The 25,630-nt window shown below is 32.8% G+C and carries 18 protein-coding genes; 17 read left to right on the top strand and 1 reads right to left on the bottom strand.

Translation table 11 applies throughout. The features are described from left to right. Positions 1 to 332: 332 nt before the first annotated feature. The 15 genes from CAB05_RS03535 to CAB05_RS03460 all read left to right on the top strand — a co-directional run bounded on the left by CAB05_RS03535 (position 333) and on the right by CAB05_RS03460 (position 20,709). Entirely contained in the window at positions 333 to 2,069 is a 1,737-nt protein-coding gene (locus CAB05_RS03535; RefSeq protein ID WP_087998424.1) for an ABC transporter ATP-binding protein, read from the top strand. Then, positions 2,069 to 3,856: an ABC transporter ATP-binding protein gene (locus CAB05_RS03530; protein WP_087998423.1), complete on the top strand. Its 1,788-nt coding sequence runs from the start codon at positions 2,069 to 2,071 to the stop codon at positions 3,854 to 3,856. The genes CAB05_RS03535 and CAB05_RS03530 overlap by 1 nt, the downstream gene beginning before the upstream one ends. A 123-nt stretch (positions 3,857 to 3,979) precedes the next feature. After that, complete coding sequence (locus CAB05_RS03525; protein WP_087998422.1) at positions 3,980 to 5,020, top strand: serine hydrolase domain-containing protein; 1,041 nt, start codon at positions 3,980 to 3,982, stop codon at positions 5,018 to 5,020. A 642-nt stretch (positions 5,021 to 5,662) separates the two neighbouring features. Continuing rightward, positions 5,663 to 6,130, top strand: coding sequence for a DUF3291 domain-containing protein (locus tag CAB05_RS03515; RefSeq protein WP_087998420.1), 468 nt, complete (start codon positions 5,663 to 5,665; stop codon positions 6,128 to 6,130). A 279-nt stretch (positions 6,131 to 6,409) separates the two neighbouring features. Then, on the top strand, positions 6,410 to 7,144 hold the full coding sequence (locus tag CAB05_RS03510; RefSeq protein ID WP_087998419.1) for a YwaF family protein: 735 nt from the start codon (positions 6,410 to 6,412) through the stop codon (positions 7,142 to 7,144). A 357-nt stretch (positions 7,145 to 7,501) separates the two neighbouring features. Then, positions 7,502 to 8,104, top strand: coding sequence for a TetR/AcrR family transcriptional regulator (locus CAB05_RS03505; protein ID WP_158093167.1), 603 nt, complete (start codon positions 7,502 to 7,504; stop codon positions 8,102 to 8,104). A gap of 190 nt (positions 8,105 to 8,294) precedes the next feature. Then, positions 8,295 to 11,417 carry an MMPL family transporter gene (locus CAB05_RS03500; protein ID WP_087998417.1) on the top strand — a complete coding sequence of 1,041 codons (3,123 nt, stop codon included), beginning with the start codon at positions 8,295 to 8,297 and terminating at the stop codon, positions 11,415 to 11,417. Positions 11,418 to 11,695: 278 nt separating this feature from the next. Beyond that, the gene (locus CAB05_RS03495) at positions 11,696 to 13,060 is read left to right on the top strand and encodes a PTS mannitol transporter subunit IIBC (protein WP_235821363.1); all 1,365 of its coding nucleotides are present in this window, start codon (positions 11,696 to 11,698) and stop codon (positions 13,058 to 13,060) included. Between the two features lie 31 nt (positions 13,061 to 13,091). Then, on the top strand, positions 13,092 to 15,188 hold the full coding sequence (locus tag CAB05_RS03490; RefSeq protein WP_087998415.1) for a BglG family transcription antiterminator: 2,097 nt from the start codon (positions 13,092 to 13,094) through the stop codon (positions 15,186 to 15,188). Between the two features lie 16 nt (positions 15,189 to 15,204). Further along, positions 15,205 to 15,642, top strand: a complete 438-nt coding sequence (locus CAB05_RS03485; protein ID WP_087998414.1) for a PTS mannitol transporter subunit IIA — start codon at positions 15,205 to 15,207, stop codon at positions 15,640 to 15,642. Position 15,643: 1 nt separating this feature from the next. Further along, positions 15,644 to 16,810, top strand: coding sequence for a mannitol-1-phosphate 5-dehydrogenase (locus CAB05_RS03480; RefSeq protein WP_087998413.1), 1,167 nt, complete (start codon positions 15,644 to 15,646; stop codon positions 16,808 to 16,810). Positions 16,811 to 17,014: 204 nt separating this feature from the next. Further along, positions 17,015 to 18,559: an alpha/beta hydrolase gene (locus CAB05_RS03475; RefSeq protein WP_371870378.1), complete on the top strand. Its 1,545-nt coding sequence runs from the start codon at positions 17,015 to 17,017 to the stop codon at positions 18,557 to 18,559. 184 nt (positions 18,560 to 18,743) lie between these two features. After that, positions 18,744 to 19,253, top strand: coding sequence for a YxiJ family protein (locus tag CAB05_RS03470; RefSeq protein ID WP_087998412.1), 510 nt, complete (start codon positions 18,744 to 18,746; stop codon positions 19,251 to 19,253). A gap of 129 nt (positions 19,254 to 19,382) precedes the next feature. Further along, positions 19,383 to 20,150 (top strand): hypothetical protein, encoded by a 768-nt coding sequence (locus tag CAB05_RS03465; RefSeq protein ID WP_087998411.1) that lies wholly within the window; start codon positions 19,383 to 19,385, stop codon positions 20,148 to 20,150. Positions 20,151 to 20,169: 19 nt separating this feature from the next. After that, positions 20,170 to 20,709 carry a 2'-5' RNA ligase family protein gene (locus CAB05_RS03460; RefSeq protein WP_087998410.1) on the top strand — a complete coding sequence of 180 codons (540 nt, stop codon included), beginning with the start codon at positions 20,170 to 20,172 and terminating at the stop codon, positions 20,707 to 20,709. Between the two features lie 460 nt (positions 20,710 to 21,169). Here the strand turns inward: CAB05_RS03460 and CAB05_RS03455 are convergent, their stop codons facing one another. Further along, complete coding sequence (locus CAB05_RS03455) at positions 21,170 to 21,877, bottom strand: DNA alkylation repair protein (RefSeq protein ID WP_087998409.1); 708 nt, start codon at positions 21,875 to 21,877, stop codon at positions 21,170 to 21,172. 332 nt (positions 21,878 to 22,209) lie between these two features. Between CAB05_RS03455 and CAB05_RS03450 the strand changes: the two genes are divergently transcribed. Further along, positions 22,210 to 23,154, top strand: a complete 945-nt coding sequence (locus CAB05_RS03450) for a nucleoside hydrolase (RefSeq protein ID WP_087998408.1) — start codon at positions 22,210 to 22,212, stop codon at positions 23,152 to 23,154. A gap of 167 nt (positions 23,155 to 23,321) precedes the next feature. Beyond that, complete coding sequence (locus CAB05_RS03445) at positions 23,322 to 25,313, top strand: S9 family peptidase (RefSeq protein WP_087998407.1); 1,992 nt, start codon at positions 23,322 to 23,324, stop codon at positions 25,311 to 25,313. Positions 25,314 to 25,630: the final 317 nt, after the last annotated feature.

The raw sequence follows: 25,630 nt of genomic DNA, 5'->3' as shown, positions 1-25,630 counted from the left end.
AGTCGTATATGATGTTATTATCAAATAAAAAAGGAGGTAGGTTGAAATGATGATTGTAACAATTAAAGCTAAAAAACACTACAAGTTAATAATGAACATGAACCCTATCTCTGCGCAGGACGGACCACGTTAAAACGAATTATTTAATGACAATCTAGCCATGGGTTTATATTCCCCATGGCTTTTTTGTGCCTAAAATGAGCTAATGTTTATTTTGGTACAGAAGATTTTTTATGGCCATGGGGTATGGAAAATATTCCCGTGGCTTTTTTTGTCAAAATTGTGGAGGGTTGCGTAGAGAATTGGTTGATTGATACAAAGGAGGTACAAGAGTGTTACGAATTTTAAAATATGTTTATAGACACAAATTATCATTATTTATCGGATCATTATCAATGCTACTAGTAATTGGGGTAGACCATTTAATCCCTTACTTACAAATGGTATTAGTAGATGATGGAATTATTAAAAAAGACGGATCAGTGATTCTTCCAATCATTGGAGGGATTTTAGCGATTACATTAATCAAGTCAGTTCTTGGATATGTAAAAGAATATTTATATGATTTAGTTGGCGCGAAAGTTCATGAAGATATTAAGAACGAAATGTTCCAACATATTCAAAGTTTTGAGTTTAAATACTTTGATTCTATGAATACAGGTGAATTACTTTCGAGAATCGGTGAAGATGTAGAGAATATTTGGCAAACAATAGGTTTTGGTTTGCGATTATTCGTTGAAAACATCATCTATTTTGTTGCGAGTACAATTATTTTATTTATTATTGATTGGAGATTAGCTCTGATTTGTTTAGCAATTATGATTCCAATCGGATATATGGGTACAAGATTAAATCGATTATTAAATGCAGGATACGGTAAGATTAGTGACCATACTGCTGAAATTAATACAACTGCTCAACAAAATATCGCTGGGGTAAGATTAGTAAAAGCATTTGCACGAGAAAAACATGAAACATTGAAATTTTTAAAAATGAATCGTGGTTACTATGATTTAAATATGGCTCAAGCGAAAACAATGCGTAAATACTTTCCTTCAATTGAGTTTTTAACTAATATCGCATTAGTTGCTATGATCATTGTTGGAGGATATTTCGTACTTCAAGATACGATGACGCTTGGTGAATTAGTTGCATTTAGTGGTTATATTTGGAACTTAATCTGGCCAATGAGAATGCTAGGTTGGTTGACTGATATCCTTTCTAAAAACCAAGCATCTGCTAAGAAGATTTTTGAAATTTTAGATCGTAAAACAGAAATTAAAAATAAACCTGACGCTTATACACCAAGTCTTGTTGACGGTTCAGTGGAGTATAAAAATGTTAGTTTTAAATATAATGATGAAATGGTCTTAAAAAATATTAATCTATATATTCCAAGTGGAAGTAAAGTAGCGATTATGGGTACAACAGGAGCGGGTAAGTCATCAATCCTACACTTAATTGGACGTTCTTATGATGTGGCAGAGGGAGAATTATTAGTAGACGGGGTTAATGTGAAAGATTTTAACTTAACTAGCCTTCGTACAAATATGTCTCTAGTATCACAAGATACATTTTTATTCTCTGACACGATTGAAAACAATATTAAACTAGGAAATCCTGAAGCAACAATGGATGAAATTCGAGAAGCTTGCCGTATTGCATGCTGTTTAGATTTCATTGAAGAGCTTGAAGAAGGATTTAGTACAGAAATTGGAGAACGTGGAATCGGATTATCAGGTGGACAAAAACAAAGGATTTCAATTGCGCGTGCTCTATTACGTAAAGCACCGATTTTAGTACTTGATGATGCAACTTCTGCGTTAGATATGGAAACAGAATATGAATTATTACACAACTTAAATAAACGTTTTTCTCATAGTACAACATTCATTATTGCACACCGTATTTCGGCAGTTAAAAATGCTGATATTATTTTGTTTGTTGAAAATGGAGAAATTGTTGAAAAAGGAAATCATAAAGAATTACTTGCTCTTAAAGGAAAATATTATGAAGTATATGAGGAGCAGTTTAAAGATTTTGAAACAGTAGAAAGCGGGGTGGTCTAATGGCACAGAATACTATTAATCGTGATGAAGACCAACTGAATCGTAGTAAAGTCGAGATCATTCTCAGACTTGGAACTTACTTACAACCTTATAAATTTAAAACCTTTATTGTAATATGTTTAATGTTATTTGTAATGATCGTTGGTATTTTAAACCCGTACTTATTGAAAGTAGCAATTGATACGAATATCAAAAATAATGATGTAAAAGGTCTGATGGTGATCGGCGGCGTTTTACTTGTATTAAATTACTTAGCAATGATGTCATCAAGAATTCGATGGACAATGATTAGTTCTGTTACAAACAACATCTTGGTGAATATTCGTCATGAACTATACACACATATTCAAAAACTATCATTTACATTTTTTGATAATCGCCCAGTTGGTAAAATTTTAGCACGTGTAATGGGTGATGTTAACGCACTTCAAAACTTATTTAACCAAAGTATCCAGACTTTAATTCCAGAATTATTAAGTTTAGTCTGCGTTACGGTTGTGATGTTTATTTTAAATGTGAAGCTAGCTTTAGCGTCGGTTTTAATCCTTCCTTTTCTTGCAGCAGCAATGTTCTACATTGAAACTCGTGCTAGGAAGAGATGGGATGTATATCGTAAAAAACGATCAAATCTAATCGCTTTTATTCATGAAGATTTTTCAGGAATCAAAGTTGTTCAGTCATTTGCGAAAGAAAAGGATAAAGAAAAAGACTTTAAGGAAAAAGTTTCTGAACTAATGGGAGCATTCATGAAAGCAGTTAAACTAAATGACTTTTTCTGGCCTTTAGTTGAACTTTCATGGGGAGTAGGAACAGTAGTTGTATTCTACGTTGGTTACAAACTAGTAATGAGCGAAGAAATTGAAGTAGGTACGTTAATTGCCTTTTCAATGTACATCGGAATGTTTTGGCGTCCAATTATGAACTTATCAAACTTCTATAATACTCTAATTTCAAACTTCTCTGCGGCTGATCGTATTTTTGATATTATGGATATTGATCCTGATATCATAAGTCAAGAAAATGCACAACCAATTGGCCATATTAATGGAGAAGTTAGATTTAATAACGTCACATTCGGATATGATGGAAATTCAACAGTATTACGAAATATTAATTTTACAATCAATCCTGGTGAAAAAATCGCCCTAGTTGGAGCTACTGGTGCTGGTAAAACAACGATTGTTTCCCTACTAAGTCGTTTCTATGATCCAACAAATGGTGAGATATTAGTAGATGGAAAAAATATAAAAAATGTAGATTTAGAGTCATATAGAAGTCAAATGGGAATCATGCTTCAAGATACATTCTTATTCTCTACATCGATCATGGAAAATATCAGATATGGTAAATTAGATGCAACAGATGAAGAAGTAATTGCTGCAGCAAAAGCTGTTCATGCCCATGACTTCATTATGAAAATGGAAAAAGGTTATGACACAGACGTAAATGAACGAGGTTCAAGACTTTCTTTAGGTCAAAGACAATTAATTTCATTTGCAAGAGCACTACTTGCCAATCCAAGAATTTTAATTCTAGATGAAGCAACGTCTAATATTGATACACATACAGAAAAGCTTGTACAAAATGGTATTGAAACATTATTAGAAGGCAGAACTTCATTTGTCATTGCACACCGACTATCAACAATTCGTGATTGTGACAAAATCATGGTAATTGGTAATGGAAATGTAGAAGAAAGTGGCACTCACGAACAATTACTACAATTAAAAGGTCACTACTACAAACTATACATGGCACAATATAGCTTCATTAATGATGGAGCATAAAATGAAAAGAGCAGATCCTAGGGGATTTGCTCTTTTTCTTTTTTTTATTCGTATTAACATATTTTAAAGGATTTTGATTCCCATAAGTAGAATATGGATTTGAGCAAAAGGAGAGAGTGAAATATGATTACAAATCATTCAACTAATAAAATACAACAAAATTTAATAATTGATAAAACAGAAAGATTATTTCCTTTGTATAAGTATGTTGAAGATATTCAAAACAAGATTAAAGCTTCAGCTAGTGCAGTATATGTGATACAAGAAAATAAGGTAATAGGAGAATGGTATTCTGGGTTTTGTCCTCTAACAAGTCGGGAAATCGTAGAAGATTCTCGATTTAATATATATTCTGCTCGTAAAAGTTATATAGGATTGGCAGTTGCGATTCTTATAAAAGATAAGAAAATTCTTAATGTAGATGATGAAGTAAGAAATTATTTAGAAGGAATAGATGAGGTTATTTGTAATGGGATAACTTTACGCCATTTGGTTACTCATACTCATGGACTAAGATTTGAAAACGATAGGTTATTGAAAGTTGCTTCCCCAGGAACCATTTGGGAATATAATGATGCTGGGCTTGTTTTATTATATAGAATAATTAAGAGAGTTTCAGGTAAGGATGTAAATCAAATTATTAGAGAATATGTATTTGAACCATTTGGATTTACTGAATCTGGCTGGGAAATCACAAATAATAATAATCTTGTAGCAGATATATTTGAGTCATTTGAAAATCCTAAAGTTAGATTAGATGATCCAACTGGATTCGAAAGAAATTTATATGTAAGTGCAAGGGAACTTGCACATTGGGGCTATTTACATCTTAACAAAGGTAATTTAAATGGTAAGCAGACTTTACCCAATGAATTATTTGAATTAACAACAACAACTCATACTCCAAAAGAAATGATTAATACACACCAAAATGGATTTTTTTGGTTCAAGAACGAAAATCAATATATTGAAAGTGAACTGGGGGAAGATGTTCCACCAACATCCTACCAAATTTTAGGGGCTTCTGGTTGTACCTGCTTAGTAATGCCCGAATATAATGCCGTTGCAGTACGAATGTACAATAAGATAGGAAATCCTGATGGTTATGATTATTTAAGAGATATTAAAAACTTTGGTAATTTAGTAAGTACTTTATTGAAATAAAGATGTGTTACACTAATTGAACTATCGAATGGATTAGTTAAAATCTATGGTCTACGATAACAGCTAATTATCTTTTTCAATCAATTAGCAGTATGAATAAGGAGTAATACAGTGAATAATAACAAATTGGATAACAGACTAATTTACCTAATCATAAACAAAAGACATATAATACTTATGTTTATTTTCATTATCATAATCATCATAAATATCGTATTTAAAAATAAAGCGTTTGGGTTTGCAGAAATCATTACTATTCTAGGCTTTTTAAGTGTTTTATTCATAACAATTTTGACTAAAAAATATAGACATTATAAGTAAAAAATAGTTGAACAACAATGACTACTTCGGTAGGTCTTTTTTTTGCTCTATACTATTAGATTGATTCTTTTTGGATTTGAACCACTAAGACAGAAGTTGATTACAACGGAAGGTGCGAGACTCCTGTGGGAGATGCGGAAAGGGTGAGACCCCGCAGGCGTGCCGAGGAGGCTCAGCTTTCGCCCCACGGAAAGAGAGCAACCTGGAGTTGTAATCAACTAACGCATTCTCAATTTATAACAAAGGCTTTTTTAAAAATATTTGTTATGTTTAAACATTCTTATTGAATATACATTAATAAAACATTAAGGAGGTCTGTTTATGGCAATGGTTTCAATTTATACTGTAGGAAGACTTAATCACCCGTATGACCACCCAGCCTCTCGTGAATTTTACCGAGTAGGAAATGATGTATTTCGTCAGGCTATTAAATCAGGACAACTCATAGAGGACTTTTCACCAATCGGGGTCACAATCCCTGAAGAAATCAAAAAAGGTGAGGGAGACCCTGTCCTTACACTAACGGTGTGGAATAGTCTTCAATCTTTATTCAAATTTACATATTCGGGTAATCACATGCAAGCGTTAAGAGATCGAAACAAATGGATGGAGTCTTATCAAGATAAACATCAGGCATATGTTGTGTGGTGGACTGAGAATTTGAATGATGTATCTTGGGAAGAAGCTTTTAAGCGATACGATTATTACATACAAAATGGACCATCTCCTTTTGCATTTAATTTTAAGAATGCATTTGATGAAAAGGGCGAACCATTCTTGATAAAGTAGTAGAGACGCGAAAGGAAATTAAACATATTTTTACAAAGTGTTTTTACAGTTCAGTTGAATAAGAAAAGGATATTAAATAAGAAAAGAATTGAGTATAATTGAGTTAAATATGTTACTAGTAAGAAGGATTTACATAGGCATTAAATAGAAACTCCTGCTTAAAGAAGGACAAGTTAAATTGAACTGACGTTTTCCTAATTTTATTGAACGAATGCATGCATTGGTTGAAGAAGGAATACTATTTAAAACAAAAAGATAATACAATTGCAGGGGGATGTTATGAGTTTATTTGGGGGAAGTAGTAAAGGGATTCGTTTTGAGGCGTTTGGTACAAGTCATTTGATTGTAATAGGTTTATTAGTACTATGTATGATAGGTTTATATATAGGTAGAAATAAATTAAAAGAATTGAATCTAAGAAAAGTAGAGTTTGGTATTGCCGGTTTACTTATTGTGGCCGATCTTTTATATAATATATGGATGGTAAAAAATGATATATGGAGAACGAGTGATTCGTTGCCATTGCAATTATGTAGTATAAGCTTATATTTAGTCATATTGTTATTGTTAACAAGAAATAAGCTAGTTTATGAGATTGTATTGTTCACAGGAATTTTAGGTGCGATGCAAGCAGTTTTAACACCATATTTATTCTTTGATTTTCCACATTTTAGATTTATACATTTCTTTGGTACACACAGCTTAATTATATTAGTACCTTTATATTTTACATGGGTAATAGGCTATCGACCGACGATTTATTCTATCGGTAAGGTATTTTTGTTTTTAAATATCCTTATGCCATTTATTATGTTAGTCAATAAAAAGACTGATGGAAATTATATGTTCTTAGGTGGAAAACCTGAAACAAAAAGTGTGTTGAATTATTTAGGGGAATACCCGTATTATATCGTTTCGTTAGAAGGCGTATTATTAGTACTGAGTTTATTATTATGGGTAGGATTACGTGAGAAGAATAAGAAATTACGTAAAGAAACAGAAATTAGTATGTAGTATGTATTGCATGAATCAATAGAATTAAAATCCTACAAACTGATATTGGAAAAAGGATAGTATGACAGAATAAATTTCTGCCATTACTATCCTTTTTTTGTACAATTGAATTGGTTCGAATTTAAAGTTTTTAGAATAAGTTCTTTTTTTATAGTTGTTAAATGGGTAAATTAATTATTAGTTATTACTACACAGTAAAAGGAAAATCACGACAGATCTCTTTTATTATCATTTGGTTAATTGTAGATGAAAACTCAATCGAAAATAGATAAATAAAATTACTTTTAAAAATAATAAAAAAAGAATTTACAAAATTTTGTTTCAATGATATCCTCAAAAATGAACGGAGGTTCACGAATGCAAATCTTAAAAGAAGATATTAAGAATCGAATTATTGCTGCAGCTTTGGAGGAGTTTAAGGAACAAGGATATCTCGGAGCTTCCATTAGAAGTATCGCAAGCAATGCAGGCATTGCTTTAGGTACTATATACAAATATTTTAAGAATAAAGAAGACCTTTTTAATTCTTTAGTAGAACCAGTTTATAATGATGTGCTACTGACGCTTAAAGATTCCATTGATAGTAGTATTAATCCAATCTGTACAGTAATAGATATTAAAGATGTCATTTTAGATATATTTAAAGTGAAAAATAAAGAACTTTTAATTCTCTTTGATAAGAGTAAAGGCTCAAAGTTTGAAAACTTTAAAGAAGAGATGATCTCAGTCATACATATCATTCTTCAAAAGGAGTTAATGCAGCAGCTTAAAGAAAGAGATATTGAGGTTAAGGATCCCTTTATTTGCTATGTTCTTTCGACGACATTACTTGAAGGAGTATATACATTATTAAGGACTCAGGAAGACGGAGTTAGAATTAGTATCTTAGTTGACCAATTAATACATATCATTTTTACGGATATTGAAAAGCGATTTGAAGAAATATCTCACATCTTTTGATGTGACTATTCTTTGTCTATTAGTGAACAAATGTTCATTATTGTGTTGATTTGTTTGTTTAACCATTACTAAAGTACGAATTCATATACCTAAAATTTATAACTCATTTTACCTATTGGTGAACAAATGTTCATTTTTAAACAGAAAGCAAAATAGAAATTTACTAATTTATTAAAACAGGAGGCTTCAAATGAGAAAGATTTTAAAATTCCGTTGGATTATATTTTCAATTTGGATTGTTTCAACAGTTTTATTAACAGTTTTTCAACCAGATATAAATGAAATTCTTAGACAAAGAGGGCAAGGGGAGTTAAGTAATGACAACCCTTCCAAAATTGCGAACTCAATTTTAAATAAAATGAGTACGGTTAAGGGGAATAATGAGTTAATTGTCTTCTACGACAAAAATAAATTATCAACAGAAGACATGAATCAGATTGAATCAGGAATTAAAGCGATTCAAAACAATAAGGAAGAGCTTGGGGTCGATGAGATTATTGATCCATTTAATATACCTGATGCGAAAAGCTCTCTAATCTCAAAAGATGGAACTACTTTATTAGTATCTTTCAAGCTTAATATAAATGGAAGAGACATAGATGAAATAAAAAAAGAATTTAATAATAAGCTAGAAAAAGTAAAAGTCACTTATTATCTAACAGGGGAAGATTTTATTAATGATGATTATACAAAAGTATCGATCGCAGGAGTAGATAAGAGTGGAGCATTAACGATTATCTTTATTCTTGTTGTATTAATCATTATGTTCCGTTCAATTGTGACTCCATTAGTATCTTTACTTGCAGTTGGTATATCTTATCTGTGTTCGATGGGAATTGCTGCGCAGCTGATTGAGAAGCTTCATTTTCCAATAACAAGTCTTACACAACTACTCCTTATTTTAATATTATTTGGTGTTGGAACGGATTATAATATATTACTATTTAATCGATTTAAAGAGGAATTAAGTAAAGGCTATTCAGTTGATGATTCCATCGTTAATACGTTTAAAACAGCAGGTAAAACAATTTTTTATAGTATTCTTACAGTTTTTATTGCCTTTGTAAGTTTAAGCTTTGCAAAGTTTTCAATCTATCAATCAGGTACAGTTGTTGCAATTGGAACGGCTATTTTCCTTTTAGAAATATTAACGTTTACGCCAATATTGATGAAAGTACTTGGTAATAAACTATTTTGGCCATCAAAAGGTGCTTCGGGTCATGGAGAGAATAAACTGTGGGCTAAACTAACGACGGTTTCTGTCAAATATCCTGTGCTTGCAACACTAGTGATTCTTGCTATTACGGTACCTTCAATACTGTTTAATTCTCAAAAACTAACATTTGATACTTTGAAGGAATTAGGTGATTCGACGCCAGCTTCAAAAGGATTTAATATTGTAGCGGAGCATTTTGATAAAGGTCAGGCAATGCCAACCACAATTGCAATTGAAAGTAAAAATCCAATGGATTCAAATGAGTATTTAGCGGTAATTGACAATCTTACAGAAGAAGTTAAAGACATAAAAGGTGTTAAAAAAGTATCCAGTGTAACGCAACCAACTGCTGAGCAAATTGAAGATTTTTATATTAGCAGTCAAACAGAAGCTGTTACAAATGGAATGGATGCTACAAAAGATGGTGTGAACAAAATTAGTAATGGGCTAAACCAGATGAGCTCTAGTTTAACAACACCTGACTTCTCAAGTGTGAATGATCTTGTAAAGGGGACTGGAGGAATTCAAACAGGACTTGGTAGTATTAGCGAAGGACTAACAAAAATTGATAATGGAATCGTACAGGGGGCAGATGGTGCTGCTGGGATTAGTGATGGCATTGGCAAAGTAAAAGTAGGCATTGATACAATTAGCAGTAAAACGAATGAGGTTGCAAATGGGCTGTCGAGTCTTCAAAGTGGTTATACAAAATTAAGAGATGGATATCAAGGTATCGAGCAACAGCTACCAATGTTACAACAGAGCCTTGGAGGAATGAATCAATTAATCGATGTACTTGGTGAAAAGTATCCAGATCAATTAGCTTCTGATGATCAATATTTAACACTTAAAGAATCTGGTACCTCGCTTGCCACTGGGTTAGCTCAGATTAATGGCGGAATTGTGGAGTTAGGAAAAAACTACGACACATTAAATGCTAATTTTAAGAAAGCAAATGTTGGATTAAAACAACTAGCCTCAGCTCAAAAACAGATGGTAAGTGGGTTGGATGAGTTGCAAAAAGGTGCAGCATCACTTTCAGTTGGGTTAAAGCAAGGTAGTGCTGGACAGAAAACGATCATCTCTAGTATGGCACAATTGAATTCCGGCGTCGGAAAAATAAAAAATGGTCAGCAACAGCTTAATGACGGTTTATCAAAGCTTTCTGGTGGAATGGGTCAGCTTAAAGGTGGAATCGATAAAAGCGGTAACGGACTTGATGATATTGCAGAGGGACTTGGTAAGACGAACAACTACTTGACGCAATTAACAGACTATAAAACGTTTTTTATACCGAAAGACGCATTAACGAATAGTGATTTTAAGAAATCAATGGACAATTACATGTCTCAAGACAGAAAGATCGCAAAAATTACAGTTGTTTTAAATGACGATCCTTATTCTGCAAATGCACTAAAAACGATAGAGAAGATAAACAATACATTATCATCTGGTCTAAAAGGAACAGTTCTATCTGATGCAAAATTTGGAACTGGAGGTCCAAGTTCGAATACAAATGATATGAATAAGGTTCTGAAAAGTGATTTAGACCGTACGAAAGTCATTATATTAATAAGTGTATTTCTAGTACTTGTTTTAGTCATCAGAAATATTTGGATTCCACTTTATATTGTTGGATCATTAATCGGGTCTTATTATATAGGGATGAATGCAATGAACTTTGTTGTATATGATGTGCTTAAATTAGATGGCATTTCTTCATTTGCTCCATTTTTCGCATTCATCATTATTGTCGCTATGGGAGTAGATTATAGTATCTTCCTTATGATGAGATACCAAGAATATCCTGATCTTTCTCCTAAGGATGCTATTGTGGAAGCTTCCAAACATATCGGCGGAGTAGTAATCTCTGCAGGAATTATTCTTGCAGGTACGTTTGCTACGCTTATACCTTCAGGTTTGTCACTATTAATTGAATTAGGAACAGCCGTAATCGTCGGGATTGCAGCGCTGTGCTTGGTATTCTTGCCAATATTCGTACCGGCACTGATTGCGATACCAGACTTTTTGTCTAAACTACGATTGATTAAAAAGAATGATGAAGCTTTACAAATGAAAGACGTTCAAAATTTGTAATCAAGATCATTTAAAAATAATGAGGAAACAGGTGTTGTTATGTGACAATGCCTGTTTCTTTTTTCTTGTTGAATATGGATGAAATATATAAAATTATCACACACTTTTTAATTTTGTCACAATAGTTCGTGACAAATACCAATATTCATTTCATTGTTTTGTTACTGTAAGCGTTTTAATATTTAACTATAAAGATGAATGGGGGGAAAAAATTGAGTTTAGAAAAAGGAAATAACATAAAAGTAAAAATTCAAAGATTCGGTAGTTTTTTAAGTGGTATGGTAATGCCAAATATAGGGGCATTCATAGCATGGGGATTAATTACAGCAATGTTTATTCCAACAGGCTGGATACCGAATGAAAAATTAGCAGAATTAGTTGGTCCAATGATTACTTATTTATTACCATTATTGATTGGTTTTACTGGTGGAAGAATGGTCCACGATATTCGAGGTGGAGTTGTTGGGGCTATCGCAACAATGGGTGTAATTGTCGGTGCAGAAATGCCTATGTTCTTAGGGGCAATGGTTATGGGACCTCTTGGTGGATTGTGTATCAAAAAGTTTGACCAAGTGATCCAAGGAAAAGTTAAGTCAGGATTTGAGATGTTAGTGAATAACTTCTCAGCAGGTATTTTAGGAGCAATTTTAGCAATCATTGGTTTAATAGGTGTAAATCCTGTTGTGTCATCTCTTACAGAATTATTAGCTAATGGTGTAGATTTCATGGTAAAAGCAAATGTCATTCCATTAGCGAATATATTTATTGAACCAGCAAAAATTTTATTTTTAAATAATGCAATTAATCATGGAATTTTAAGCCCAATTGGTCTCGAACAAGCAAAATCTGTTGGAAAATCTCTCTTATTCTTACTAGAAGCAAATCCAGGACCAGGGTTAGGTGTTTTATTAGCATATACGATATTTGGCAAAGGTACTGCAAAACAAACAGCACCTGGTGCAGTTATTATTCATTTTTTAGGCGGAATTCATGAGATTTATTTCCCATACATTCTAATGAAGCCAATCTTACTTTTATCAGTAATTGCAGGTGGTGTGGCAGGTACATTTACATTTAACATTTTAGGTGCAGGTCTAGTAGCAGCAGCCTCTCCTGGTAGTATGATTGCAATACTAGCAATGGCTCCAAAAGGTGGATACTTGCCAATCCTTGCAGGTGTGATTGCAGCAGCGGCCGTTTCATTTATCATTTCTGCAGTCATTTTAAAATCATCTAAGTCAGCTGTATCAGATGAAGATTTAGAAGTTGCGGCTCAAAAGACAAGGGACTTAAAGGGGAAAGGAAGCAAAGTATCTAATCTTGTACAAATTGAAAAAGAAGTAGCAAGCTCTCTTGTTGTTGATAAAGAAGTAAAGAAAATTATTTTTGCCTGTGATGCTGGAATGGGCTCTAGTGCAATGGGGGCATCCATTTTACGCAAAAAAGTAAAAACAGTTGGATTAGATGTAGAAGTTACGAATGTAGCAATCAATAATCTACCAAATGATGTAGATATTGTTATAACGCATAAAGATTTAACAGATCGAGCAAAAACTAAGGTTCCAAATGCAGTTCATATATCAGTAGAAAACTTCTTGAACAGTCCAAAGTATGATGAGTTGGTGAATTCTTTGATAAAATAAATAAAAAAAAGATTAATAGAGGTATGTATGTATGTATATATCAGCTAGAGAAAGAGAAATCATTCATTTGATATTAGAGAATCCGAATGGAATCAACGTTCATGAGATTGCAGAGCAGATACATGTAAGTAGTCGTACCGTACATCGAGAATTAAAAGGAATTGAAAAGATTGTTGAAGCTCATCATCTTCATTTTAAGAAAATATCGGGAATTGGAATGACGATAGAGGGAACTCAAGAGCAGAAAAATGAGCTTCAAATTACAATCTTGAAAAGCGGACAAGAATTTACGCAAAAAGAAAGACAGGAATTAATTCTCTGTTCCTTATTGAAAGAACCAGAATCTATTAAATTAAGTTCATTGGCAAATGATTTACATGTCACTGTTGCTACAGTTAGTAATGATCTGAATAGAGTGGAAGAATGGTTAAAGGAGTTCGAGTTAAATCTTATTAGAAAAAAAGGTTACGGTATTGCCTTACAAGGATCTGAAAGAAGAAAAAGAAAGGCATTTGGCCATCTTATCGCACAGCAATTAAATGAATATGAGTTTCTAGCTGTAGTAGAAGATGAGTTTGAGTCGAGTAATAGACTATCAAATGAACTATTAGAAATTATTAAACTTGAAAAACTCACTATGATTGGAAAAATGATTCGTGATATTGAACAACGATTGCCATACTCTTTAGCTGACAATGCATTTATGACTTTTACAATCCATTTATCATTAGCCATTGAAAGAATTATTCAAGGCGAAGTCATTGAAATAGACAAAGAAGTACTAGAAGAGTTGAAAATGTCTAAAGAATTTCTTATTGCCGGTCAGATTGCTACTGAATTAGAAGAAGTGTTTAAAATTCATATTCCAGTTGCAGAAAAAGGCTATATTACGATGCATTTGTTAGGTGCAAGGCTACGCCATGAGAAAAATGATTGGTTAGAGGAAAGTGATACAGAGATTGTAGCGGGTTCAAAAAAGTTAATACAGTATGTATCGAAACAGCTTGATATAGACTTCGAGAAAGACTCTGCTTTATTTGAAGGGCTAATAACGCATATTGAACCAGCTATTTATCGTATTCAAAAAAAATTAGAAGCTAACAATCCTTTAGCAACTCAAATTCAAAAGGATTATCCTGTCCTATTTAACCTCATTCAAGAAGGGTTAATAATAGCATTTCCAGCGGTTTCTTTCCCAACAGAAGAAATTGCTTATCTAGTATTGCACTTTGGATCATCGCATGTAGTCTATGAAAATAGTAAAGAGGTTAGAGCGCTAGTATTATGCTCTAGTGGAATCGGTTCATCTAAAATGTTAGCAAGTCGAATAAAAAAAGAGATTAAAGAAATAACAGACATTGACGTATCATCATTAGCAAACTTAAAGAATATTCAATTGGAACAATACGATATTATTTTATCGACTGTTGATATGCCTGGTTTTTCAAAAAACTATATTACAGTAAATCCTTTATTAACAAAGGTAGAAGTAGAACAAATTCGTGAAGAAATAAAACGTAGTTCTCTAACGACTGAAGCAGCTTTATTAAAGAAAATTCAACATAAAAAGCATCAAAAACCAAGAATACAGGAAACCACAGAAACAATAAAACAAAAGATGGAACTAGTACATCAATATACAGAAACTGTGCTTCACATTTTGAATACCTTTGAAACGATTTCTTTACCGTTTATTCCAACGTCATCGATTTTATTATTAGAAGTTTGCAAGCAAGTTAATATGAGAGGATTAATCGGTGATTATTTTGAGGTATCTAATGAACTAATGGAGAGAGAAAAGAAAGGTGGACTTGGAATACCTGGAACAGGTATAGCTTTATATCATTGTCGATCTGAATATGTGATGAAACCAGTATTCTTGTCCTTTCAACTTAATGAATCAATGGTTGTAAAAGCAATGGATCAGTCAACAGTTAAAATCAATTCATTGTTATTATTACTCGCTCCAGTAGATTTACAAATGGGGCAATTAGAGGTGCTAAGTACAATCAGTTCAGCAATTATTGAAGATGAAAAATCAATAAAAATATTTTCGTCAAATAACTATAGTGATATTTATGAAACTCTAAGCAAAGCATTATATGAAAACTTACAGAAAAAAATTTAAGAATTGAGGGATTTTGATGATCCAGACCGTATTACCAACAGATAATATTTTATTGAATGTAGAAGCAAAAACTAGTGAAGAGGCAATCCGATTAGCTGGTAGTGTTTTAGTAAAAAACGGGTACGTTGAAGAAACCTACATTGAAAAGATGATTGAAAGAGAACAATCCTTAACAACTTATATGGGGAATTATATTGCGATTCCCCACGGTACAGAGGAATCAAAGGAAGAAGTTATTACATCAGGAATATCCGTCCTACAAATTCCAAATGGAGTAGAATTTGGGAATGGAAATATTGTAAAAGTTGTTTTTGGAATAGCTGGTAAAAACAATGAACATCTTGATTTATTATCTCAAATCGCGATTCTTTGTTCAGAGGAAGAAAATGTCCATAAGTTAATTGCTGCTTCATCAAAAGAAGAACTAATCAACATGTTTAGTGAGGTGGAGTAAGATGTTAGCAGTACACTTTGGTGCTGGAAATATTGGTAGAGGTTTTATCGGTCAATTATTGCACAATGCAGGTTATGAGATTTGTTTTGTTGATGTAAATGAGGAAATTATTAACGAACTAAATAAGAAGAAATCTTACACAGTCATGTTAGCGGATCGCACGCAAGAAAAAATAAAGATTACGAATGTAAGAGGGATTAATAGTCTTAAAGATCCTCAAGAAGTGACAAAAATAATCGCCAAAGCTGATATTGTCACTACAGCGGTAGGACCCACAATCCTTCCAAGAATAGCAAAGCTAATTGCTGATGGATTAATAGAGAGAGAGACGAATCTAGAAAAACCTTTAAATATTATTGCATGTGAAAATATGATAGGTGGCAGCAGTTATTTAAGAGATGAAGTGTACGCATATATGACATTTTCTCAGAAAGTAAAAACTGACCAATCAGTTTATTTTCCAGATGCAGCCGTAGATAGAATCGTTCCAATTCAAAGCCATGAAGATGCATTATTAGTTGCAGTGGAACCGTTTTATGAGTGGGTTATCGAAAAGTCGAAAATGAAAGGTGATCTTCCAGCGATTAATGGGGTAACTTATGTAGATGATTTACTACCGTATATTGAAAGAAAGCTATTCACTGTTAATACAGGTCACGCAGCAACTGCCTATCTAGGAAATTATTATGGTATACAAACAATTAAAGACGCCATAGCTAATGAAAATATTAGACAAATAGTTAGGCAAATCATGAAAGAAACTGGTGCATTATTAGTAAAGAAATATCATTTCGATCCCGAAGAACACAATTTATACATTGAAAAAATATTAAATAGATTCGAAAACGAATACATTTCAGATGAAGTAACTCGTGTAGCACGTTCACCAATTCGTAAATTAGGAGCAAATGACCGTTTTATAAAACCAGCAAGAGAGTTAATGGAGTTTGGTATACAACCTAAATATTTAGCTAAAGTAATTGCTGTTGCATTGTCATATAAAAATAACGATGATCATGAAGCGATTGAATTACAAAGTTACCTTAAGGATCATACTGTGGAACAGTTGTTCGTTAAATATTCAGAATTATCTGACTGTAAAGAGTTGATTAACTTAATTATTAAGGAATATGATCAAATAGAAAAAGACTTGTATATTCAAATGTAATAATTTTACTAAATCCAAATTTAATTATAACCTATTCTTTCATTTCAGAAAAAAAGCTGCTTTCGTGCAGCTTTTTTTCTGTAAAAGGTTCTTAGTAATAAAGACTCAATTTTTATCTAATTACTGATTGATGAAGGTAATGATTCTAAAATATAGAAAAGTTAGATAGGACTAGATTCATTTTTATAAGGGAGAATGATAGAGATGAAAAAGAGATTATTGATTTTAGGAGCTGCTTCGATTCTATTATTGACAAGTCCATCTGTAAGTTTTTTTAATGAGAAGGCTTATTCTGCAACATCAAGAACTATTATTCCAGGAGCACATGATGTGAAAGTTACGCAGTTTGATGGTGTAAGTGGCAATTGGCTTACAACAAAAAATCCAATTCAATATAATGCAGCGATTGAGTTTGGAAACATGGGATTAACGCCATATAACTGGGGAAATAAAGATGCGGGAACTGGTTGGTATAAAATGTATAAACCTGCAGAAGTAAAGGGCACACAAATTAATGGTATGTTTGAAGATTCAAAGTTTTTAATTCGCGTTCCTGAAAATTGGAATGGGAAATTGGTTGTTTCAGGGATCCCAGCAACTCGAAGTGAAACCGCAACAGATTTATTATTTAGTGATTATGTCCTAGCAAAAGGATATGCATTTGCAGCTTCAGATAAGGGAACACAAGGTGAAGTTGACCCATTAGATTCATTAGCAAAATCTAAAAATGCATTATGGGATGAAGAAGATAGTGTTGCAGAATGGAATAAAAGATTCCGAGAAGTGACAAAAGCTGCTCAAAAATATTTAATTGAAAATCACGCAGACAAACTAATTGATAAAAATGATAAGCGTAATCCAGCAAGTAAACTCGTTCACAAAAAACATAAAGTACCAACGTATGCGATGGGAATTTCAAACGGTGGATATGTAGTTCGTTACGCTCTTGAAAATGATGGGAAAAAGAAAACCGGAGAACCAGCTTTGTATGATGGAGGAATCGATTGGGAAGGCGTTCTATGGAGAGCGAATGAACCTAATTTAATAAGTTCCTTAACACCAGTCGTAAATAATGCAGAAAAAGCATTATATGGAACAGGTACTGAAAAAGAAGAGGCAATTCAAGAAATGTATAATTCTGGATTACCGAAAGGCTCTGAGCAACTATGGAATTATCATGATCAAATTTATTGGTTTATTACATTAAACATTTATCGTGATGAGTTTGACCCGAGTGCAGAAAATCGTATACCATGGAAAAATTATTTGAACTTTACAAACGGCCTTAGAGACCGTCAATATGATTGGATTTTTAATGACTATAACTATCAATCTCGTCCATCATCAGTGAAAGAAAACGTAAAGAAAATCGAAAATACTGGAGATATTAATGTACCTTTAATTAGCTTAACTGGTTCACTTGATACACTTATTTTCCCATCAGTCCATGCAACACCATATGAAAAATTGGTAAAGGAATCAGGAAAAGCCAAAAATCATCGTCTTTATACGATTGAAAAAGCCAACCACGTTGACAGTCTTGTTTGGAACGCAGCTACCGACCAAAAGAAAGAGCTACAACCACTTCTCCCTTATGTTTATCAATCATTTGATTTACTTGAAGAATGGGTAGAAAAGAAAAAACAACCACCAAATAGCAAATCAATTCCAGTACCTTCTAATTCTACGAAAGTGATTGATTTAAAAACTGGACATGAAGTCGAACCTTTAACGACAGAGAAAAAGTAAATTATTAATAGAATAATATTTATAAAAGTTAAATAATAGAAGGGCAGGTTTTATGAATCTTTATTAAAACATGCTCTTCTTCATTATTATCAAATTAAAATAGTTTAAAAGAGTTGATATGTATTACTGACAGTTAAGAAAGAAATGTTATAATTAAATAAAAAATACATATGGTGATGTAAATTTGACGACATGGAAATGGCAAAGTATTGATCATTTAGATCCACTTAAAAATATGAGAAGTGAGAAATTATCTATTGGTCTGGGTAGATACCTCCATAATTTTTTAAAACTAGTAATGACCGAAAAACAATCGTTTATTATGAATGAAATATTAATATTAGGAAAGAAACTTAATAATCCCTTTCCTTATCGAGATGCCCAAAAATTATATAATTATTTTTATGATTACTTCTTAGAGGATGATACTCTTAATTTCGATTTGAGTTCTTATTGGATGACGATCAATGCTAGTTTCTATTATATTGTTAAAGGAAAGACTAAAGAAATTTATCAAAAAAATTTATTCGAGTTGTTGAATAAATCCTTTTTCGATACTTTCGACGAATATAAGTTTCTAGAAGAAGAAATTAAAAATTATCCTAATTTATACAGTGAATATCTCATTCATGAACATATAAGAATTTATATATTGCATTATTTATTTGTTGAAAAAAGATATTGTAGGAGCTGAAAAAATATTCAGCTCCTTTTTTGTTGTTTGGCTGAGTGATTTAAGAGGGAAGGATTTTTATGAAATCAATAGAATTAAAATAGTAATATATTTTTGGTGATCATTTAATATGAAAAGAAGTGGTGGGAAATGTATAGTTCAGAAGAAAGAGAATTGTATTTTATCAGTTTAGTAAACAAGCTAAAACAGTCAGTCTCAATAGAGGGAATCATCCAATTAGGTTCAGGTGTGACTGGATATAGAGACAAGTATTCTGATATAGATTTAATGGTCTCAACAGCAGTTGCTGTAGAAAGTGCAAAAGAAATTATTATTCAGACTCTTGAAGAGCTAGGTTCATTTTTTATTAAAGAGGTAACACTTCAAGAAGGAATATATTTGCTAATTGCTTTTCTAAAAAATGGACTTGAATTAAATGTTTCAGTTTTAGCAACAAACGATTTAAATGTGAAATCACCCTTGTGGAAAATTGTTTTTGACCGATCAGGTCAGGTGGAAAGAAAAATGATGGATGAACACCGCCAGTTTATAGGAAAATCCATAAAATATACAATTGATAATGACATTGCATTCAAATTTTTGTACTTTCGAAAGAAATGTAACATCGAGATAAAAAGGAATAACATAATCTATGCATTGCAGATGCTCGAGGAAATGAGAAAGCTTACACTAATAGTCCAAGCTTTCAATGAAGAAAAAAAACTCCATCAGTTTAAAGCTTATGAAACATTAGAGTCGAATTTTATTAACACATTTTTGGGTACTTATCCAAAAAATACAACGAAAGAAGCTGTCATCCAATCAGCAGATGAGATAAAAGATTTATTTTTCTTTATCTTGAATGAAAGTCCATTTAAACCGAATGATGAAAATTATCATCTGCTGATGAACGAGTAATATAAAAGGGGAAAGAAATATGCAGTATTTTATTGGTATCGTACCTCCAGAAGACATAAAGAAAAGAATACTAAAATTCCAACAACAATGGGGAAATAATGATCTTTTCAATGTTGTTGAGCCACATATTACAGTAAAGGCTCAAGGTGGATTAACCTCAGACAAAGATTGGTTAACCAAAGTGAAAATAGTAAGTAAAAGTTTTTCATCATTTCACGTATCATTAAATGAACCAAAATACTTTGGAGAGAGTGTGCTTTATTTAAGTGTTGATTCAGAAAATATTGATGAATTGCACCGAGAAATTGTGAACGTAGTTGCTCCAGAACATAATTTAATTAAAAAGTATATGGAGTTAGAGGATTATGTACCACATCTTACATTAGGACAAACAAACTTTGGATTAACAAGTAAGGAATTAAAAGATATTGGTGATAATGCAGTTAGAGAATTAAGTCCTTATCCGACATTCGAGGTCAATTTTATCAGAGTATATCAAGAAGTTGAAGCAAACAAATACATAAAACATTTGGATATTCCTTTACAAAATAGATTATAAATAATAATCGAAATACAAAAATGATAAAAGGGGGACCAAAATAATAAAACCTTCCGTTATCTTAGGGGTATTATCAGGTTTGATCAGTATGATCTTATGGGTCATTCTAAACTGTTTTAATCCTTACTCAAATGTTAAAGAAATAGGTGTAAATATAAGCACGCTTTTTTCGTTGTTTCTTCCTGCCTGCTTAATGATTTATGCATCTTTAACTTCCAAGAAAAGTTTCATGTTATTATCTTTTATTTGGTCGATCACCATTAGTTTCTATTTTGCGATGACACCTGGAATATTTGCTATATTTGGAATCACCAGTCTGAGCTATTTAATTAGTTATTTCTTTATAAGAATAGAAAATAATCATTTATCAACCACATCCAAAACGTAAATAGGGAGCTGTTTTCACAGCTCCTAAGACATTATATAACTCATTCAAGAGTTAGTTTCATACCCTTATATCCTAACATCTTACATGTTTACGTTTAAAACCCTTCAAACCTCTATCTAGATCCTTTTGAATATTTTGAGAAGCATGGAGGATGCCGTTCTTTTTCTTTTCACGCTTGATTTCGATTGGTCCGATTTCCATAGCGGTTTCTACTGCTTTATCATGTTGTGGTATATATGAAATAGCGACAGTGTAAACAAAATTGTTCATTGCCGATTTTGTTCGATCAGGAGAATCGAGAATCGTGTTTTTAACTAAATCAAGCATATCTGAAATCTTACTAGCGCTGAATTCCGTGTCGGGGCGATTACCTAATAGCCAACAGTAACAGCTCCAACCCGCTGACATTTTTAGTTCTTCTCCGCTTGCAATCCATTTATCTGCAACTTCTTGAGCAATATCAGTTTCTGCTAAGGTTACAGCAACTACATAGTCTGATAGCATATAGAAATATGCGGTATCAATCCATCGCTCAAAATCTGCTTCTGTCATGATCATAGGATCTGCAATGACTCCCGCAAAATACATGGCATCGTAATTCCCAGTAGCGTAAAGCTGATCAGCTAAAGGCTGGTTTTTCTTTATTTTTTTTGAAAGTGGCTTCATTGCGCCGGTAGCTACTCCAAAAAGTGGCTCATGTGCTCCATTACTTATGTAAGTTTTTTTCGTGCGTTCTTTACCGAGCGTCTCCAATTCCTGCATAACCATTTCAAAATCCATCGTTTTGCACACCTTTCTAAACTATTAACTATTTTATTTACATATATTTTATCATTTCTTTTTTAACTATTCTGCATGTTAATACAAAAATGATCTAATAGGAGAATTGAAAGAAATGATACCAAAAATATGTGGCACAAGTCCTGAGTACATAAGTGTGCAGAATTAAGGAAGTTCAACCTTTTAAATAATTGCAGGATTCGAAAAGTGATCTGTTCTGTTTAATACGCAACGAAAGTATATTTATAGATAATGAGAAAGTAAAACATACCTATACTTCCTTATATGATATTAACTCCCTTTAATAGGGGTAATGATAAAGGAGAATTATGATGGTAAAAAGGGTATTATACTTTGGAGATTTTGGCATAGATGATACGGTCGCATTGACTTATGCCCATCTGACAGAGGAAATCGAGGTAATTGGAATTGTTGCAGACTACGGAAATGTTCCAAAAGAGGAAACGGTTCGAAATGTTCGTTTTTTACTGAAAAGCGTTGGGAAAGAACATATAAAAGTATTTGGTGGCGCTGATAAACCAATGACAGCAAAGGGAGCAACCTTTTATCCGGAAGTTCACGGACAATTTGGCCTAGGCCCAATTCAACCACAATTGGGGATTACAAAGTTCGAGAATTTCTTTGATATCCTTGAGTTGATTGAGCAATACAAAAATGAAATTATCATTGTAAATACTGGAAGATTAACGTCATTGGCAACATTATTTCTCTTATATGAAGAAACAATGAAAAATGTCCATTCTTATTATATTATGGGTGGTGCTTTTCTGTATCCAGGCAATGTTACGCCAATAGCAGAAGCTAATTTTTATGGGGATCCAATTGCTGCCAATATAGTGATGAAATATGCACAAAATCTAACTATTTATCCATTAAATGTAACCCAAACTGCTATTGTTACACCTGAAATGGTCAATTATATTCATTCAAAAGGTAAAACTAAGTTTTTAAAGACTTTACTAGATTATTATTATTATCAATTTTATCAAAAAATGGTACCTGGTATAAAAGGAAGTCCTGTCCATGATGCTTTAACGATGATTGGAATCAAGCGAGATGATATTTTTTCATATTTCTCTTCTTCGGTATTAGTTAACACTGTTGAAGAAAATAGAGGACAAAGTATCGGCGACTTTCGAGTTACGACAAATCCGGATACATTCGGAAATCGTCCTAAACATAGAATTGCGGTTAGTTACAATTACGAGAAATTCTATAAAGAATTCATGACTGTTATGACAGGTGAACAATTTTAAAACATATATAACGGGATATTATGGAGAGGAATTTAAATTATTTATCTTTAATACTATCTAAAGATATAAATATTCTTTTAATTTAGAAAATACAGAAAAATGACTTTACTTCAATTTTCAAAATGCTAAGATAGACTTGTATATTCCTAAATAAGGAGGAAAGTAGAATGTCAAAACGTCCAATTACCGCAGAGGATTTATGTAAATTTAAATTTGTTGGAGATCCCCAATTATCCCCAAAGAAAGACAAGATTGCCTATGTTTTAACACATGTTGATCAAGAAAAAGATGGGTACTACTCTTTTATCTACATAACTGATTTAAACGGGGAAGGTAGAAAGTTTACTTCTCATTATATAAAAGAAAGCTTAGTAAAAGATACATCACCAAAGTGGTCACCTGATGGATCAAAGCTTGCATTTCGTTCTAATCGAACTGGAAAAAATCAAGTTTGGCTTTTACATATTGATGGTGGTGAAGCAATCCAATTGACAGACGTTAAGCAAGGAATTGGGGATTTTACATGGTCACCAGATGGAAATCAGCTTGCACTTACGATCAATGGAGAATTCAAACTTTCAAACGAAGAAGAGAAGAAGGAAGAAAAAAGTGATGTAAAGGTAATTACTAGACTTCGTTACAAAGGTGATGGAGCTGGTATTTATAGTGATGAACATAAGCATGTGTATTTATTTGATATCGGGTCAAAGTCTTATCGGAAGATTACAGATGGGGAGCATGATTTTTCCCAACCTCGTTTTACCCCTGATGGGAAAAGCGTATTCTATATTGGTACGAAAGCAGAAGATAAAGAGTGGGGTTACCTTCCTGCGATTTGGAAGTTTGATATTGACTCAAAAGAAGAGACACTCTTCTATCAAGCAAATGGATATATTATGGCACCTACAGTTTCACCAGACGGCAAATGGCTAACTGTTGTTGGGCATGCTCGTGGTGAAAGAAGTCAGGGAAATGCGAATGTTCTACTGTTTTCTATTGAGACGGGTGAATTGACAAATTTAACAGAAACATTTGATTATACAGTTGGAAATCTTGTTGGTGTTGATGCAAAGTATGATACAGCAGAGCAACGACTTATTTGGGACCAGGCTAGCTATACTATTTACTTTAATGCAACCGTTGGTGGAGATTGTCAGTTATTTAGTGTGAATTTGGATGGTGAAGTTTCGTCTCCACTTTCTCCAAATGATTCAGTCGTTACTTCTTATGATATTGTAAATGATGACCAAGCTTTACTTGTTCTTGCTACTCCTCATTCTCCAGGAGACCTGGTTACTCAAGATTTACATGAAATGAATAAATTTTGTAAATTAACTGATTGGAATCAAGAACTTTTTGCCGAGGTCTTTTTAAGTTCTCCTGAAAATTTTCAATACAAAAGTACAGATAATAAGGAAATTGAAGGCTGGATTCTGAAGCCATATGGTTTTGAAGAAGGAAAAAAATATCCATTGATCCTCCAAATTCATGGGGGACCCGCAACAGCTTATGGAAATGGGTTACATCATGAAATGCAATTAATGGCCTCTAAAGGATATGTAGTACTATATACAAACCCAAGAGGAAGTCAAGGCTATGGCCATGAGTTTGTTAATGCTGTTATCGGTGATTACGGTGGCATGGATTATGAAGATATAATGGCGGGTCTAGATTATGGTTTAGAAAACTATGACTACATCGACCATGATAATTTATTTGTGACAGGTGGCAGTTACGGTGGATACATGACCAACGTCATTGTTACACGTACAGATCGCTTTAAAGCAGCTGTTACGCAACGCAGTATTTGTAACTGGCATAGCTTCTACGGCACAAGTGATATTGGTTTCTTTTTCACAGAATGGCAGCATGGACATGCTGATTTATGGGACGATGCGATTAAGCTTTTAGAGATATCACCACTTCATCATGCACGTAATGTGAAAACACCGATCCTGATCATGCACAGTGAACAAGACTTACGCTGTCCAATGGAGCAAGCAGAACAATGGTATATTGCTCTAAAACGTCTAGGAGTGGAAACAAAACTAGTACGTTTCCCGGATGAAAATCATGATCTTTCTCGCTCTGGAAAACCAAAACACCGCTTAGAACGCTTGCAGCATTTAATCGGATGGTTTGATGATCGTCGCAATTAAACTAAGTATTTTTCAAAAAAAAGCAACAACTCTCTTGGGTTGTTGCTTTTTTAGTTGAAAGTTAATTAAAGTAAAGGGAAAGTATTCGGTGTTATAATGAGTCAATAAGGTGAATAATTTAATATTAATTCTGCCTACTCCAATAAGTTGCTAATTATTTTTTCCTTGTTAGTATGCTATAAAGTATAAATCAAAAGATAATGATAGAAGAATTTTTAAATAAATTACATACATTAAATAAAAAAAACTTTTTGACCCCGTATCTTTTTATCCTTCTTAATACGTTTATAGGATAGAGAGTGTGATAAAGGAGTGAA

Origin of the sequence: Gottfriedia solisilvae, from assembly GCF_002128405.1 — a bacterium.
GTDB classification, from domain to species: Bacteria; Bacillota; Bacilli; order Bacillales; family Bacillaceae_G; genus Gottfriedia; species Gottfriedia solisilvae.
Note: the sequence above shows the minus strand (reverse complement) of the source record. Positions and strands in the feature narration are given on the sequence as shown.

Excerpts from the sequence above, each read along its gene's own strand:
- CAB05_RS03460 (WP_087998410.1), top strand. The coding sequence starts at position 20,170 with ATGCAGTATTTTATTGGTATCGTACCTCCAGAAGACATAAAGAAAAGA.
- CAB05_RS03465 (WP_087998411.1), top strand. The coding sequence starts at position 19,383 with ATGTATAGTTCAGAAGAAAGAGAATTGTATTTTATCAGTTTAGTAAAC.
- CAB05_RS03510 (WP_087998419.1), top strand. The coding sequence starts at position 6,410 with ATGAGTTTATTTGGGGGAAGTAGTAAAGGGATTCGTTTTGAGGCGTTT.
- CAB05_RS03505 (WP_158093167.1), top strand. The coding sequence starts at position 7,502 with ATGCAAATCTTAAAAGAAGATATTAAGAATCGAATTATTGCTGCAGCT.
- CAB05_RS03480 (WP_087998413.1), top strand. The coding sequence starts at position 15,644 with ATGTTAGCAGTACACTTTGGTGCTGGAAATATTGGTAGAGGTTTTATC.
- CAB05_RS03490 (WP_087998415.1), top strand. The coding sequence starts at position 13,092 with ATGTATATATCAGCTAGAGAAAGAGAAATCATTCATTTGATATTAGAG.
- CAB05_RS03485 (WP_087998414.1), top strand. The coding sequence starts at position 15,205 with ATGATCCAGACCGTATTACCAACAGATAATATTTTATTGAATGTAGAA.
- CAB05_RS03500 (WP_087998417.1), top strand. The coding sequence starts at position 8,295 with ATGAGAAAGATTTTAAAATTCCGTTGGATTATATTTTCAATTTGGATT.
- CAB05_RS03495 (WP_235821363.1), top strand. The coding sequence starts at position 11,696 with ATGGTAATGCCAAATATAGGGGCATTCATAGCATGGGGATTAATTACA.
- CAB05_RS03455 (WP_087998409.1), bottom strand. The coding sequence starts at position 21,877 with ATGGATTTTGAAATGGTTATGCAGGAATTGGAGACGCTCGGTAAAGAA.
- CAB05_RS03445 (WP_087998407.1), top strand. The coding sequence starts at position 23,322 with ATGTCAAAACGTCCAATTACCGCAGAGGATTTATGTAAATTTAAATTT.
- CAB05_RS03450 (WP_087998408.1), top strand. The coding sequence starts at position 22,210 with ATGGTAAAAAGGGTATTATACTTTGGAGATTTTGGCATAGATGATACG.
- CAB05_RS03530 (WP_087998423.1), top strand. The coding sequence starts at position 2,069 with ATGGCACAGAATACTATTAATCGTGATGAAGACCAACTGAATCGTAGT.
- CAB05_RS03475 (WP_371870378.1), top strand. The coding sequence starts at position 17,015 with ATGAAAAAGAGATTATTGATTTTAGGAGCTGCTTCGATTCTATTATTG.
- CAB05_RS03515 (WP_087998420.1), top strand. The coding sequence starts at position 5,663 with ATGGCAATGGTTTCAATTTATACTGTAGGAAGACTTAATCACCCGTAT.
- CAB05_RS03525 (WP_087998422.1), top strand. The coding sequence starts at position 3,980 with ATGATTACAAATCATTCAACTAATAAAATACAACAAAATTTAATAATT.